At 61.0% G+C, this 14,347-nt stretch carries 12 protein-coding genes; 10 read left to right on the top strand and 2 right to left on the bottom strand.

Going from position 1 to position 14,347, the window contains the following annotated elements:
* Window positions 1-33: 33 nt before the first annotated feature.
* Together AC3IUA_RS29140 and ptsP are read left to right on the top strand one after the other, a co-directional pair.
* Complete coding sequence (locus AC3IUA_RS29140) at window positions 34-513, top strand: RNA pyrophosphohydrolase (protein WP_150806187.1); 480 nt, start codon at window positions 34-36, stop codon at window positions 511-513.
* A gap of 22 nt (window positions 514-535) precedes the next feature.
* Window positions 536-2,815, top strand: coding sequence for a phosphoenolpyruvate--protein phosphotransferase (ptsP, locus tag AC3IUA_RS29135; protein ID WP_489358227.1), 2,280 nt, complete (start codon window positions 536-538; stop codon window positions 2,813-2,815).
* Between the two features lie 54 nt (window positions 2,816-2,869).
* Here ptsP and AC3IUA_RS29130 read toward each other — a convergent pair whose 3' ends face one another.
* A complete protein-coding gene (locus AC3IUA_RS29130; RefSeq protein WP_489358226.1) occupies window positions 2,870-3,616 on the bottom strand; it encodes an NRDE family protein in 747 nt (248 codons plus the stop codon).
* Window positions 3,617-3,751: 135 nt separating this feature from the next.
* Between AC3IUA_RS29130 and AC3IUA_RS29125 the strand changes: the two genes are divergently transcribed.
* The 3 genes from AC3IUA_RS29125 (at window position 3,752) to AC3IUA_RS29115 (ending at window position 6,450) form a co-directional block, all read left to right on the top strand.
* Window positions 3,752-4,534 (top strand): sulfite exporter TauE/SafE family protein, encoded by a 783-nt coding sequence (locus AC3IUA_RS29125; RefSeq protein WP_489358225.1) that lies wholly within the window; start codon window positions 3,752-3,754, stop codon window positions 4,532-4,534.
* Window positions 4,535-4,617: 83 nt separating this feature from the next.
* Window positions 4,618-5,430, top strand: a complete 813-nt coding sequence (gene lgt / locus AC3IUA_RS29120) for a prolipoprotein diacylglyceryl transferase (protein WP_489358224.1) — start codon at window positions 4,618-4,620, stop codon at window positions 5,428-5,430.
* A 48-nt stretch (window positions 5,431-5,478) separates the two neighbouring features.
* Window positions 5,479-6,450 carry a thymidylate synthase gene (locus AC3IUA_RS29115; protein WP_489358223.1) on the top strand — a complete coding sequence of 324 codons (972 nt, stop codon included), beginning with the start codon at window positions 5,479-5,481 and terminating at the stop codon, window positions 6,448-6,450.
* Window positions 6,451-6,574: 124 nt separating this feature from the next.
* Here AC3IUA_RS29115 and cadR read toward each other — a convergent pair whose 3' ends face one another.
* Window positions 6,575-7,024, bottom strand: coding sequence for a Cd(II)/Pb(II)-responsive transcriptional regulator (gene cadR / locus AC3IUA_RS29110; RefSeq protein WP_489358222.1), 450 nt, complete (start codon window positions 7,022-7,024; stop codon window positions 6,575-6,577).
* Between the two features lie 85 nt (window positions 7,025-7,109).
* On the opposite strand from cadR, the gene AC3IUA_RS29105 reads away from it, so the two are divergent.
* From AC3IUA_RS29105 to AC3IUA_RS29085, 5 genes are all read left to right on the top strand, one after another.
* Window positions 7,110-9,374: a heavy metal translocating P-type ATPase gene (locus tag AC3IUA_RS29105; protein WP_489358221.1), complete on the top strand. Its 2,265-nt coding sequence runs from the start codon at window positions 7,110-7,112 to the stop codon at window positions 9,372-9,374.
* Window positions 9,375-9,390: 16 nt separating this feature from the next.
* Window positions 9,391-10,254 carry a LysR family transcriptional regulator gene (locus AC3IUA_RS29100; protein ID WP_489358220.1) on the top strand — a complete coding sequence of 288 codons (864 nt, stop codon included), beginning with the start codon at window positions 9,391-9,393 and terminating at the stop codon, window positions 10,252-10,254.
* 199 nt (window positions 10,255-10,453) lie between these two features.
* On the top strand, window positions 10,454-11,530 hold the full coding sequence (locus tag AC3IUA_RS29095) for a putative 2-aminoethylphosphonate ABC transporter ATP-binding protein (RefSeq protein WP_489358219.1): 1,077 nt from the start codon (window positions 10,454-10,456) through the stop codon (window positions 11,528-11,530).
* A complete protein-coding gene (locus tag AC3IUA_RS29090) occupies window positions 11,530-13,254 on the top strand; it encodes a putative 2-aminoethylphosphonate ABC transporter permease subunit (protein ID WP_489358217.1) in 1,725 nt (574 codons plus the stop codon). Before AC3IUA_RS29095 ends, AC3IUA_RS29090 begins: the two co-directional genes overlap by 1 nt.
* 47 nt (window positions 13,255-13,301) lie before the next feature.
* A complete protein-coding gene (locus AC3IUA_RS29085) occupies window positions 13,302-14,327 on the top strand; it encodes a putative 2-aminoethylphosphonate ABC transporter substrate-binding protein (RefSeq protein ID WP_489358215.1) in 1,026 nt (341 codons plus the stop codon).
* The last annotated feature ends 20 nt before the right edge of the window (window positions 14,328-14,347 follow it).

The raw sequence follows: 14,347 nt of genomic DNA, 5'->3' as shown, positions 1-14,347 counted from the left end.
AATGCGGCGACATGCGTTTGCGAGGTTGTTGCCGTGATCGACCCCGATGGTTTCCGCCCCAATGTCGGGATCATTCTGACGAATGATGCCGGCCAGGTGCTATGGGCTCGCCGTATCAATCAAGATGCCTGGCAGTTTCCTCAGGGAGGTATCAATCCCCAGGAGACGCCGGAAGACGCCTTGTACCGCGAGTTGAACGAAGAAGTGGGCCTGGAGCGCGAAGATGTGCAAATTCTCGCCTGCACCCGGGGCTGGTTGCGCTATCGTTTGCCGCAACGTCTGGTGAGGACGCACAGTCAACCGCTGTGCATCGGCCAGAAACAGAAATGGTTTCTCCTGCGCCTGGTCTCCAACGAGCAGCGGGTGCGGATGGATTTGACCGGCAAACCGGAATTCGATGGCTGGCGCTGGGTCAGCTATTGGTATCCGTTGGGTCAGGTGGTGACATTCAAGCGCGAAGTGTATCGACGCGCTCTCAAAGAGCTTGCCCCGCGCCTTTTAGCGCGCGACTGACGACGGAGTTCGACCCCGAGCCATGCTCAATACGCTGCGCAAGATCGTCCAGGAAGTTAACTCCGCCAAGGATCTCAAGGCGGCGTTGGGGATTATTGTGTTGCGCGTCAAAGAGGCCATGGGCAGCCAGGTTTGCTCGGTCTACCTGCTGGACCCCGAGACCAACCGTTTCGTGCTGATGGCCACCGAGGGCTTGAACAAGCGCTCGATCGGCAAGGTCAGCATGGCGCCCAACGAAGGTCTGGTCGGTCTGGTCGGTACGCGCGAAGAACCCCTGAACCTCGAAAACGCCGCCGATCACCCGCGTTATCGCTACTTCGCCGAAACCGGTGAAGAGCGCTTTGCCTCCTTCCTTGGCGCGCCGATCATTCACCACCGCCGCGTCGTCGGCGTATTGGTCATCCAGCAAAAGGAGCGGCGTCAGTTCGACGAAGGCGAAGAAGCCTTCCTGGTAACCATGAGCGCCCAGCTTGCCGGGGTTATCGCTCACGCCGAGGCCACGGGCTCGATCCGCGGTCTGGGTCGTCAGGGCAAAGGCATCCAGGAAGCCAAGTTCGTCGGCGTACCCGGTTCGCCCGGTGCGGCGATCGGTACCGCGGTGGTCATGCTGCCGCCGGCGGATCTGGACGTGGTGCCGGACAAGACCATCACCGACATCGAGGCCGAGCTGGGGCTGTTCAAGACCGCGATCGAAGGCGTGCGCGCGGACATGCGCACGCTGTCCGCCAAGCTGGCGACTCAGCTGCGTCCAGAAGAACGGGCGCTGTTCGACGTCTACCTGATGATGCTCGATGACGCTTCGCTGGGCAGCGAAGTGACCACCGTGATCAAGACCGGTCAGTGGGCCCAGGGGGCCTTGCGCCAGGTGGTCACCGATCACGTCAACCGTTTCGAATTGATGGACGACGCCTACTTGCGTGAGCGGGCATCGGACGTCAAGGACCTCGGCCGCCGTCTCCTGGCCTACCTGCAGGAAGAGCGTCAGCAGACCCTGGTGTACCCCGACAACTCCATTCTGATCAGCGAAGAACTGACGCCGGCCATGCTCGGCGAGGTGCCGGAAGGCAAGCTGGTGGGTCTGGTCTCGGTATTGGGCTCGGGCAACTCCCACGTCGCGATCCTGGCCCGGGCCATGGGTATCCCGACGGTGATGGGCCTGGTAGACCTGCCGTATTCCAAGGTCGACGGCATCCAGATGATCGTCGACGGCTACCACGGCGAGGTCTACACCAACCCCAGCGAAGTGCTGCGCAAGCAGTTCGCCGAAGTCGTCGAAGAAGAGCGGCAGCTGGCCCTGGGGCTGGATGCGCTGCGCGATTTGCCGTGCGTGACCCTCGATGGTCACCGCATGCCCTTGTGGGTCAACACCGGCCTGCTGGCGGACGTGGCGCGGGCGCAAAAGCGCGGAGCCGAAGGCGTGGGTCTGTACCGCACCGAAGTGCCGTTCATGATCAATCAGCGCTTCCCGAGCGAAAAGGAGCAGCTGGCGATTTATCGCGAGCAACTCGCCGCCTTCCATCCGCAACCGGTGACCATGCGCAGCCTGGACATCGGCGGCGACAAGTCACTGTCGTATTTCCCGATCAAGGAAGACAACCCGTTCCTCGGCTGGCGCGGAATCCGCGTCACCCTCGACCACCCGGAAATCTTCCTGGTGCAGACTCGGGCCATGCTCAAGGCCAGCGAAGGCCTGAACAACCTGCGCATTCTGCTGCCGATGATCTCTGGCACTCACGAGCTTGAAGAAGCCCTGCACCTGATCCACCGCGCCTGGGGTGAAGTGCGCGATGAAGGCACCGACGTACCGATGCCGCCGATCGGGGTGATGATCGAAATCCCCGCCGCGGTGTATCAGACCAAGGAACTGGCGCGGCAGGTGGACTTCCTCTCGGTCGGCTCCAATGACCTGACCCAATACCTGCTGGCCGTGGACCGCAACAACCCACGGGTGGCCGATCTTTACGACTACCTGCATCCGGCGGTGCTGCAAGCCCTGCAGAACGTAGTGCGTGACGCCCATGCCGAAGGCAAGCCGGTGAGCATCTGCGGTGAGATGGCCGGTGATCCGGCGGCGGCGGTACTGTTGATGGCGATGGGTTTCGATAGCTTGTCGATGAACGCCACCAACCTGCCGAAAGTGAAGTGGATGCTGCGCCAGATCAACCTGAAAAAGGCCAAGGAACTGCTGGCCGAGCTGATGACCATCGACAACCCGCATGTTATCCACAGCTCGCTGCAACTGGCGCTGAAGAACCTCGGGTTGGCGCGGATGATCAATCCGGCTTCTGCGAAAACCCTCTAAACCTCTGTGGCGAGGGGGCTTGCCCCCTCGCCACAGGGTCAGTGCCGACAACGCCTAAACCCTGACCTCAACCTCCCCCAAATGCCCCCCATACGGCCCGAAGCTGCGCTCGACCATCTGCCGTGAACCATCGGCATGGACGATCAGCGCGGTACTGGCGCGGGTGCCATAGCTGGGGCTGGCGATAAACACACTCGACAGCAGACTCTCGGTCGCCAGGCCCACCCCGGTATCCGGAAGCTCGGCGAAGGGCGCGGTCTGTGGATCGTTCAGCAGTGCGAGCAGCGCTTGCGGTTGCGGATCGTCGAGGACTTCACTCAATGCCGCCTTGGCCTTGAGCACTTTCGGCCATGGGCTATTGAGACCTGCATTGGACAGTCCGTAGACACCTTCCGCCAACAAGGTGGGCTCAGGCTCCAGCGCGTTGTAGTGCCATAGCTCGTTTGAGGTGCCAAGCAGCAGGTTGAACCCGGCATATTCGACCGATCTACCGACAACGTCGGCTAAATAGTCGGCAACAGGCATTTCCCCGCTGAGAAAACGCGCCACCAGTTCGCCCCGTGAGCGCCGGGCCGGAGGCTGATGGGGATTGCGGATGTTGGTCAACGCCGCAAAGCGTCCAGCGGCACCGACTCCCAGCCAGGTGCCGCCGGCTTCCAGATCACGACCGGCATAAACCTGCGGCGCCTCAGGCCATTGCGCCAACGGCAAAGTCGGGCGGGCATAGAACTCGTCGCGGTTGGCGGCGACAATCAGCGGTTGGGCATGGCCAGGCCGCCAGGCGAAAACAATCAGGCACATAAGGTGATCCTTGTGTGTTTTTTGCTCACTCTACGCAGTCATCGCCTGTCGATCCATCGCCATCCACAGTGGAGCCCGGGGCCATGCATCCGTTACCATGCCGCTCCTGTTTTTGGGATGCCTGGGGATACGGCCATGGAATTTCTGCTCTATCTGGCGCTGGGCGCCTGTGCAGGCGTGCTGGCCGGGCTGTTCGGGGTGGGTGGCGGGATAATTATCGTCCCTGTGCTGGTGTTCAGTTTCAAACTGCAGGGCTTCGATCCGTCGATTCTGACCCACCTGGCGGTCGGCACGTCCCTGGCGACGATCATTTTTACTTCGGTGAATGCGATCCGCGAGCATCATCGTCGCGGCGCCGTGCGTTGGCCGATTTTTGCCTGGATGACCCTCGGCATTCTCATTGGTGCCGGTTTCGGCGCGCTGACCGCTGAGGCGATCTCCGGCCCACATTTGCAGAAGATCATTGGCGTATTCGCGTTGATCATCGCTGTTCAGCTCGCGTTGGACTTCAAACCCAAGGCCAGCCGAACGGTGCCAGGCAAAGTCGGTCTGACCTTGGCGGGCAGTGTGATTGGCTGGGCTTCGGCGATTTTCGGGATTGGCGGTGGTTCGCTGACCGTGCCGTTCCTGACCTGGCGCAGCATACCGATGCAACAAGCCGTGGCGACTTCATCTGCCTGCGGCTTGCCGATTGCTTTGTCCAGTGCATTGTTTTTCATGATTCTGGGCTGGCACGATCCATTGTTGCCGGCCCATAGTCTCGGTTTTGTTTATTTGCCGGCGTTGCTGGGGATCGCCCTGACCAGCATGTTCTTCGCCCGATTTGGCGCGCGACTGGCCCACAATTTGTCACCACGTTTGCTCAAAAGACTGTTCGCCGCTTTGCTGTTCTGCGTGGGGCTCAATTTCCTGCTCTGATGCCCGGCACAATCCTGGCTTAATCCTGAGGTGGCATCATCCCCCGGGAATTTTGAAGGTTTCAACTCTAACGAGGAGTCGCAATGCTGCCTTACCCGCAGATTGACCCGGTGGCCCTGGCCATCGGCCCGCTGAAAATCCACTGGTACGGTCTGATGTACCTGATCGGCATTGGCGGCGCCTGGTGGCTGGCATCGCGCCGGATGAACCGTTTCGACCCGACCTGGACCAAGGAGAAGCTCTCCGACATGGTCTTCTGGATGTCGATGGGGGTTATTCTCGGCGGTCGATTGGGTTATGTGCTGTTCTATGATCTGCATGCCTACCTGGCCAATCCGACGCTGATCTTCGAAGTGTGGAAAGGTGGCATGTCGTTCCACGGCGGCTTTATCGGGGTCATGCTGGCGGCCTGGTGGTTCGGCAAGCGCAATGGCAAGTCATTCTTCGAACTGATGGACTTCGTCGCGCCAATGGTACCGATTGGTCTGGGTGCCGGGCGGATCGGCAACTTCATCAACGCCGAGCTGTGGGGCAAGCCGACTGACGTACCATGGGCGATGGTGTTTCCACCGTTCAGCGATCCTTCGCAACTGGCGCGCCATCCTTCGCAGCTCTACCAGTTCGCACTGGAAGGCGTCGCACTGTTCGCTATCCTCTGGCTGTTCTCGCGCAAGCCGCGGCCGACCATGGCAGTGTCCGGGATGTTCGCGTTGTTCTACGGAATCTTCCGTTTCATCGTCGAGTTCGTCCGGGTACCTGACGCGCAGCTCGGCTATCTGGCGTGGAACTGGCTGACCATGGGGCAGGTGCTGTGCCTGCCGATGATCATCGGCGGCCTGGCCTTGATCTGGCTGGCGTATCACCGCGCTCCGGCGAGCAAAAGCGCCGCGCTTTAAATTCGAATCGCAGGGCCCGAGCCCTGCATTCAAGGACACAGGTAACTCATGAAGCAATATCTCGAACTGGTCGCCCACGTCATCAAGAACGGCACCAAACAGGCCAACCGCACTGGCGTGAACACCATCAGCTTCCCTGGCGCCATGCTGCGCTATGACCTGAAGGAAGGTTTTCCGGCCATCACCACCCGCAAGATGGCCTTCAAATCGGCGATCGGCGAGATGGTCGGTTTCTTGCGGGGCGTGAACAACGCCGCCGAATTCCGTGCCCTGGGCTGCAAGGTCTGGGACCAGAACGCCAACGAAAACGCCCAGTGGCTGGCCAATCCGTTCCGCCAGGGCGATGACGACCTGGGCGAGATTTATGGCGTGCAATGGCGTAAATGGCCAGCGTACAAGCAGATCCCGGTTAGTAATCAGGCTGCCATCGAACAAACGCTAAGCCAGGGCTATCGGCAGATCGCCGAAGGTGAAGAAGACGGCCAGGCCTATGTGGTGCTGTACAAGGCCATCGATCAGGTTCGCCAGTGCGTCGACACCATCATCAAGGATCCAGGTAGCCGTCGGATTCTGTTCCACGGCTGGAACTGCGCCCAGCTTGATGAAATGGCCTTGCCGCCGTGCCACCTGCTGTACCAGTTCCACCCGAATGTCGAAACCAGAGAAATCTCGTTGACGCTCTACATCCGTTCCAACGACCTGGGGTTGGGCACGCCGTTCAACCTGACCGAAGGCGCAGCGTTGTTGAGCCTGATCGGCCGCCTGACCGGCTACACGCCGCGCTGGTTCACCTATTTCATCGGTGATGCCCACGTCTACGAAAACCACCTGGACATGCTCAACGAACAGCTCACCCGCGAGCCGTTCCCGATGCCGAAACTGGTGATTTCCGACCGCGTGCCGGAGTTTGCCAAGACCGGTGTCTACCAACCGGAATGGCTGGAGCAGATCGAGCCGAGCGACTTCTCGCTTGAAGGCTACGAACACCATGCGCCGATGACCGCGCCGATGGCGGTCTAAAGCTGCAACACCGACCTGTAGGCGCTGCCGCAGGCTGCGATCTTTTGATCTTCGGCGCTCCCGCAGGCGCCAAAAGATCGCAGCCTACGGCGGCTCCTACAAAAGCGGTCCGTGTACGAGCCTTTTAATGCCCGTGGCTACGGCCGACATGCGAATGCTCGGCCTCGCTCGCCACTACCGAGCCACTCACTTCCAACCGCTGCAAGATCCCGCACTGATCGATTTCCGGCCCTTCGCTGCAGCGTTGGCGCAGGTCGAGCAGTTGTTCCTGCAAGGCCAGCAGCCCGTCGATCCGCGCCTTGACGTGGTGGATGTGTTCGTCGATCAAGGCGTTGACGCTTTGGCATTGGCCTTGTGGGCTGTCGCGCAGGCCCAGCAGGCTGCGGATTTCCTCGAGGGTCATGTCCAGGGTGCGGCAGTTGCGGATAAAGGTCAGCCGCTCGCTATGGGCATGGGTGTACAGGCGGTAATTGCCTTCACTGCGCACCGGCTCCGGCAGCAGGCCTTCGCGTTCGTAGTAGCGGATGGTTTCGACTGGGCAGTCGGTGAGTTTCGCCAGTTCGCCGATCTTCATAACGGCAATCTCCGAATAGGTGCTTGACCCTATAGTGGCTACAGGGTCTTTACTTGGCAACAGGCACTTTTCTGGACGGACCCTCATGAGCGATTCCCTTCATACCCACAAACCCGAGGCAGGGCACGATCACAGCCACAAGCTGCAGCCCGTGCAGAAGCACGAGCATGGCAGTCACGGTGATTCCTGCTGTTCAGCCAACGCTGCGCCAGCGCGAATCTTGCTGAGCGAAACCCTGACCGCCGGCGCGCGGCTGAGCAGCTTTCGCATCGAAGCCATGGACTGTCCGACCGAGCAGATGCTGATCCAGAACAAGCTCGGCAAGCTTGCGGGTGTGCAGCAACTGCAATTCAACCTGATCAATCGGGTGCTGGAGGTTACTCATGATCTGCCGTCCACTGCGCCAATCATTGAGGCGATCAAATCTCTCGGTATGCAGGCCGAGCCGATCGAGCAGGGTACCGATGCCGAGATAACCATCCCGACTCCCGTGAAAAAGCCCTGGTGGCCGCTGGCCCTGTCCGGCGTCAGCGCCTTGGCAGCCGAAGTGATCCACTTCACCAGCGCGGCACCGACCTGGGTGGTCGCGTTGGTCGCGCTGGTGTCGATCCTCAGCGGAGGTCTTGGCACTTATAAGAAGGGCTGGATCGCCCTGAAAAACTTCAACCTTAACATCAACGCACTGATGAGCATCGCCGTGACCGGCGCGTTATTGATCGGCCAGTGGCCAGAAGCGGCGATGGTGATGTTCCTGTTCACCGTGGCCGAGTTGATCGAAGCCAAATCCCTCGATCGTGCGCGTAACGCCATCAGCGGTTTGATGCAGATGACCCCGGAACGGGCCACTGTGCAGCAGGCTGACGGCAGTTGGCTTGAGCAGGAGGTGAAAAGCATCGAGCCGGGAGCGTTGGTGCGGGTCCGTCCCGGCGAACGTATCGGCCTGGACGGTGAAGTGGTGTCCGGCAACTCGACCATCGATCAGGCGCCGATCACCGGCGAAAGCCTGCCGATCGAGAAAACCGTGGGCGATAAAGTCTTTGCCGGGACCATCAACCAGTCCGGTTCCCTGGAATATAAAGTGACGGCGGCCGCCAACCACTCGACCCTGGCGCGGATTATACATGCCGTCGAGCAGGCACAGGGTTCGCGGGCACCGACTCAACGTTTCGTCGACACCTTCGCCAAGGTCTACACGCCGGTGGTGTTCATCCTCGCCCTGGCCGTGGCGGTCATTGCGCCGCTGTTCATGGGCGGTGCCTGGTTTGACTGGATCTACCGCGCACTGGTGCTGCTGGTGGTTGCTTGCCCATGCGCCCTGGTGATTTCTACCCCGGTGACCATCGTCAGCGGCCTCGCGGCCGCGGCGCGCAAAGGCATGCTGATCAAGGGCGGGGTCTATCTGGAAGGGGGTTACAAGCTCGATTACCTGGCCCTGGACAAGACCGGCACCCTCACCCACGGCAAACCGGTGCAGACCGATTATCTGGCCCTTGATCCGCTTTGCGAACAGATCGCACCGGGCATCGCCGCCAGCCTGGCCGGACGCTCGGATCACCCGGTGTCGCTGGCCATCGCCAATGCGGCTGTGAATAAACAATCGCCGTTGCACACTGTGAATAACTTCGAAGCGCTGGCCGGTCGCGGTGTGCGCGGGGAAATCGGTGGTCAGCTCTATCACTTGGGCAACCATCGCCTGGTAGAAGAGCTGGGTCTATGCTCGCCAGCGCTGGAAGAGAAGCTATTCACCCTGGAGAAACAAGGCAAGTCGGTGGTGCTACTGCTCGATACCTCAGGCCCCTTGGCGCTGTTCGCGGTGGCCGACACGGTCAAGGAGTCCAGCCGCGAGGCGATCCGCCAGCTGCACGAGCTGGGCATCAAGACCCTGATGTTGACCGGCGACAACGTCCACACTGCTCAGGCGATTGCTGCGCAAGTCGGCATTGATCAGGCCCGGGGTGATTTGCTGCCGACCGACAAACTGCAGGCCATTGAAGCCTTGTATGCGCAAGGCCATCGGGTCGGGATGGTCGGAGATGGCATCAACGACGCTCCGGCGCTGGCCCGCGCCGAGATAGGTTTTGCCATGGCCGCCGCCGGCACCGATACCGCCATCGAGACTGCCGATGTCGCCCTGATGGACGACGATCTGCGCAAGATCCCGGAGTTTGTTCGGCTATCGCGGCGGACCTCGAGTATTCTCAAGCAAAATATCGCCTTGGCACTGGTCATCAAGGCGATCTTTCTTGGGGTAACCTTCGCCGGTCTCGCCACCATGTGGATGGCGGTGTTTGCCGACATGGGCGTGAGCTTGTTGGTGGTGTTCAATGGTTTGCGCCTGTTGCGCAAATAGACGATGAGAGGGTGCAGTGCTGAGTGCCGAGCTGAAGGCTTTTTACATGGTCGCCCGCCTGGGCAGCATTACCCAGGCGGCGAAAAAGCTCGGCCTGAGCCAACCGACGGTGACGACGCAGATTCGCCAGCTGGAAAGCCAGTATTCGGTTGAGCTGTTCTATCGTGGCGGCCGTCGCATGAGTGTCAGCGACGAAGGCGCGCGATTGCTGCCGATGGTCAAGACGCTGCTGCAGCAGGAAGCCGATATCGAGTTTTTCCTGCGCAACAGCGGCCAGGTCCAGGGTGCGCTACGCATCGCCGCCACGGCACCGTATTACATCCTCGATCTGGTGAAGAATTTTCGTGAGCGCTTGCCCCAGGTTGAGGTGTCGGTGGAGATCGGCAATTCGCAACAGGTGCTGGAGTCGCTGGAGGAGTACCGGGTCGATATTGCCGCTTCGTCGCAATTGCTCGAAGACTCGCGGCTGGTTCGCCGGGTGCTGGGCACTGACCCGCTGGTACTGGCGGTGCATCGCACTCATCCGCTGGCGGGGCATGATCATGTTCCGCTGAGTGCGTTGGCCGGGCATACCTTGTTGATGCGCGAGCCGGGCTCCACTACCCGCCAGTTGACCGAAGACCTGCTCAAGCACGCCAACGTCAGCTTTGGCCCATTGCTGGAAATCGGCAGCCGCGAGTCTATTCGCGAAGGTGTGCTGCGTAATATCGGCATCAGCATCATCGCCCGTCACGAAGTGCCCCACGATCCGCAACTGCGGGTGCTGACCTTCGAAGGCGCGCCGCAGATCGCCGAGTATCTGTATTGCCTCAAAGAACGAAAAGGCGCGCGCTTGCCGGCGGCGTTTTTGGGGTTGGCGCAGGAGATGGCGGGCTGCTGAACAGGTATAGCCATTGTGGATGTACATCAATCCCGTAGGAGCTGCCGAAGGCTGCGATCTTTAGCGATCTGAGTTGCGCTGAAGAACGCCAGCCAACCCAAATCCACCAATACCACTATCGGTAACTTTTGCCTCGTTGCCACATGACCTACGCATTGGGTCCCTAGGATGGCCTTCATCTGCTTGATGAGGTCTGTCCATGAACCACTCGATCGCTACTGCCCTGACCAACCCCGGTGCGCCCATGAAGGTGCGCGGTGTGCAGAAACGCTTCGGCGCCTTCACCGCGCTGGATAACGTTTCCCTGGACGTCGCTGCTGGCGAACTGGTGTGTCTGCTCGGGCCCTCCGGCTGCGGCAAGACCACCTTGCTACGCTGCATCGCCGGACTGGAGCGACAGGACAGCGGCGAGTTGTACCTGGGTGATCGGGATGTCTCGCACCTGGCGCCGCAGGCCAGGGACTACGGCATTCTGTTCCAGTCCTACGCGCTGTTCCCCAATCTCACAGTCGAAGCCAACATCGCCTACGGTCTCGCCGATAGTGGCCGCGATGAAGTGCGCAAGCGCGTCGCACAGATGCTTGAGCTGGTCGGGCTGACTGGCAGCGAAAAGAAATACCCCGGCCAATTGTCCGGCGGTCAGCAACAGCGTGTAGCACTGGCTCGGGCCTTGGCCCCGGCGCCGTCGTTGTTGTTGCTCGACGAACCGATGTCAGCCCTCGACGCCCGGGTTCGCGAGCATTTGTGCACCGAGTTGCGTCAGCTGCAGCGCAACCTGGGCATCACTACCTTGATGGTCACCCACAATCAGGATGAGGCAATGCTGATGGCCGACCGGATTGCGGTGATGAACAACGGCAAGGTCGAGCAATACGCCACGCCGCAGGAAATCTACGACAAACCGGCAACGCCGTTCGTGGCCGAGTTCGTCGGCCAGGGCAACTGGCTGCCGTTCCAGCGCAACAGCGACAGTCACGCTCAGGTTGGCGGGATGAATGTTCGTTTGTCTGAAAACGCTGGCCGGGCAACCTCCGGACGCTTGTTCTGTCGCCCGGAAGCCATCAACGTCAACCCGCCGGTACATGAAGAAAACCTGTTCCCGGGGCGGGTCCGGGAAATTACCTTCCTCGGCAACCGCTGCCGCATGAGCTTCGAACTCAACCAGCTGCCAGGTCATCCGCTGCTTGCCGAACTGGCACCAGAAGCCATGACGCGCCTCGGCGCGCAGGACATCATGGTCGCCTTGCCACCACGCAGCCTGCAGGTGTTTGCCTGATGAGCGCGCAGATCGCCCTGCCGATTTCGCGCAAGCAGGTACGGCAGACCTCCCGCGCCGAAATCGGTGACCGGGTGTTCGTGGTCGGCGGCAAGGTCTTACTGCTGTGTCTGCTCAGCGTCGCGGTGTTGATGCCGCTGCTGGCGATCTTCTGGCGCGGCTTCAGTGCCGAAGCCGGGCAGGGCGGTGGACTGGTGGCTGCTCGCGAACTGCTGAACAGCGCCAACTTCCACTGGCTGCTGGGCAACAGTTTGAAAGTCTCTCTCAGCGTTGCGGCCATCGTCGTACCACTGGCTTATCTGTTTGCCTATGCCCTGCAACGCACCTTGATTCCCGGCAAGGGCATCTGGCGCGGCATGTCGCTGCTACCATTGATGGCGCCGTCGATGCTGCCGGGGATCGCTTTGGTTTATCTGTTCGGCAACCAGGGTATGTTGCGCGGTTTGCTCTCGGACAATATCTACGGCTTCTGGGGCATTGTGCTCGGTGAGGTCATCTACACCTTCCCACACGCCCTGATGATTCTGCTGTCGGCGTTGTCTTTAGCAGATGCACGACTCTTCGATGCCGCCTCCAGCATGGGCGCAAGTCCGGCCAAGGCCTTTCGCAGCATCACCTGGCCGGCGACTCGTCAGGCCGTGTTCGCCGCGTTTTGCCTGGTGTTCACCCTGACCATCACCGACTTTGGCGTACCCGTGGTGGTCGGCGGCGACTATCAGGTATTGGCGCTGGAAGCCTACAAGGCGGTGGTCGGCCAGCAGCAATTCGGTCGCGGCGCCCTGATCGGCATAGTGTTGCTGCTGCCGGCACTGTTCAGCTTCGGCGTCGATGCCTGGTTGCGGCGTCGTCATGGCGACTCCATGAGCGGTCGGGCCCAGGTTTTTCAGCCAGCGCCCTCGCGGCTGCGCGATGCCTGCTTCCTGGCCATCGTGTTGCTGATCTGCGCGGTGCTGTTGCTGGTGTTCGGCATGGCGGTGTACTCGTCGCTGGTCAAATTCTGGCCGTACAACCTGTCGCTGTCGCTCAACCATTACCAGTTCAATGACACTGCGGGCGGCGGTTGGCTGGCCTATGGCAACAGCGTGAAAATGGCCTTGTGCACGGCATTGATCGGCAGCGTATTGATCTTCACCGGTGCCTACCTGATGGAGAAAACCAACGGCCAGCGCGGTTTGAATCTACTTCTGCGGATGCTCGGTTTTGTGCCGATGGCGGTCCCGGGGTTGGTGCTCGGCCTGGGCTACGTGTTTTTCTTCAATCTCAACGGCAACCCGCTGCATGTGTTCTACGGGACCATGACCCTGCTGGTGGTCTGCACCATTGCTCACTATTTGACCACCGCGCAAATGACCGCCACCACGGCGCTGCGCCAGCTCGATGCCGAGTTCGAAGCCGCCGCGCTGTCGCTCAAGGCGCCGTTGTACCGCCACTACCTGCGGGTCACGGTGCCGATCTGCCTGCCGGCGCTGCTGGATATCGTCCGTTACCTGTTCGTCTCGGCGATGACCACGGTTTCGGCCGCGATCTTTCTCTACAGCCCCGACACCATCCTCGCGGCGGTGGCGGTGCTGAACATGGACGACGCCGGTAACGTCGGCGGCGCGGCGGCCATGTCGACCCTGATTCTGTTCACCTCGGCGGGCGTCTCGCTGCTGCTGGCCTGGGCCTCGCGCGGCTTGCTGCGTCGCTCCCAGGCCTGGCGGCAGACCGCGCCCGGCAACTGATCTGCTGCACCACTCACTCTGATCCGCACTCACAAAGGAACCGCACCATGTTCAAGCCCCTGGCTCTTGCCGCTGCTGTCCTCTCCGCTTTCAGCCTGAATGCCTTTGCGGCGACAACCGAGCTGACGGTCTACACCGCCCTCGAGGCCGAGCAACTGAAGACTTACAAACAGGCCTTCGAAGCAGCTAATCCGGACGTCGAGATCAAGTGGGTGCGCGACTCCACCGGGATCATCACCGCTAAACTGCTGGCTGAAAAAGCCCGTCCGCAGGCTGACGCGGTCTGGGGCCTGGCGGCGTCGAGCCTGGCGATCCTCGATCAGCAAGGCATGCTGCAAAGCTATGCGCCGAAGGACCTGGGCAAGATCGGCAGCAACTACCGCGACGCGGCCAACCCTCCAGCCTGGGTCGGCATGGACGTCTGGGCCGCGACCATTTGTTTCAACACCGTCGAAGCCGAGAAGCAGGGCCTGACCAAGCCGGTGAGCTGGCAGGACCTGACCAAGCCTGAGTACAAAGGCAAGATCGTCATGCCCAACCCGGCGTCGTCCGGTACCGGTTTCCTCGACGTCAGCGCCTGGCTGCAGACCTTCGGCGAGAAGCAGGGCTGGCAGTACATGGATGACCTGCACCAGAACATCGGCCAGTACGTTCACTCCGGTTCCAAGCCTTGCAAGCTGGCGGCAGCGGGTGAGTTCCCGATCGGCATCTCCTTCGAATACCCGGCGGTACAGCTCAAGCGCCAGGGCGCACCGCTGGATATTGTCCTGCCAAAAGAAGGCCTGGGCTGGGAAATCGAAGCGACTGCGGTGATCAAGGGCACTCCACATGAAGACGCGGCGAAGAAACTCGCCGACTTCTCCGCCAGCCCGGCGGCGATGGAATTGTACAAAGAGAACTTCGCGGTACTCGCGCAACCCGGCATCGCCAAGCCGCAGACCGAACTGCCGGCCGACTACGAGCAGCGCCTGATCAAGAACGACTTCGCCTGGGCCTCGAAGAACCGTGACGAGATTCTCACTGAATGGCGCAAGCGCTATGACGGCAAGTCGGAGAAAGTGGCTGCCAAGTAACACAACCCCCCTGTGGCGAG

The organism is Pseudomonas sp. KH_050, assembly GCF_057838875.1.
The sequence above is the reverse complement of the archived record's forward strand: the minus strand, read 5'-3'. Positions and strand labels throughout refer to the sequence as shown.

Coding starts and splice junctions, on each gene's coding strand:
- ptsP (WP_489358227.1), top strand. CDS start 536: ATGCTCAATACGCTGCGCAAGATCGTCCAGGAAGTTAACTCCGCCAAG.
- AC3IUA_RS29130 (WP_489358226.1), bottom strand. CDS start 3,616: ATGTGCCTGATTGTTTTCGCCTGGCGGCCTGGCCATGCCCAACCGCTG.
- AC3IUA_RS29125 (WP_489358225.1), top strand. CDS start 3,752: ATGGAATTTCTGCTCTATCTGGCGCTGGGCGCCTGTGCAGGCGTGCTG.
- lgt (WP_489358224.1), top strand. CDS start 4,618: ATGCTGCCTTACCCGCAGATTGACCCGGTGGCCCTGGCCATCGGCCCG.
- AC3IUA_RS29115 (WP_489358223.1), top strand. CDS start 5,479: ATGAAGCAATATCTCGAACTGGTCGCCCACGTCATCAAGAACGGCACC.
- cadR (WP_489358222.1), bottom strand. CDS start 7,024: ATGAAGATCGGCGAACTGGCGAAACTCACCGACTGCCCAGTCGAAACC.
- AC3IUA_RS29105 (WP_489358221.1), top strand. CDS start 7,110: ATGAGCGATTCCCTTCATACCCACAAACCCGAGGCAGGGCACGATCAC.
- AC3IUA_RS29095 (WP_489358219.1), top strand. CDS start 10,454: ATGAACCACTCGATCGCTACTGCCCTGACCAACCCCGGTGCGCCCATG.
- AC3IUA_RS29090 (WP_489358217.1), top strand. CDS start 11,530: ATGAGCGCGCAGATCGCCCTGCCGATTTCGCGCAAGCAGGTACGGCAG.
- AC3IUA_RS29085 (WP_489358215.1), top strand. CDS start 13,302: ATGTTCAAGCCCCTGGCTCTTGCCGCTGCTGTCCTCTCCGCTTTCAGC.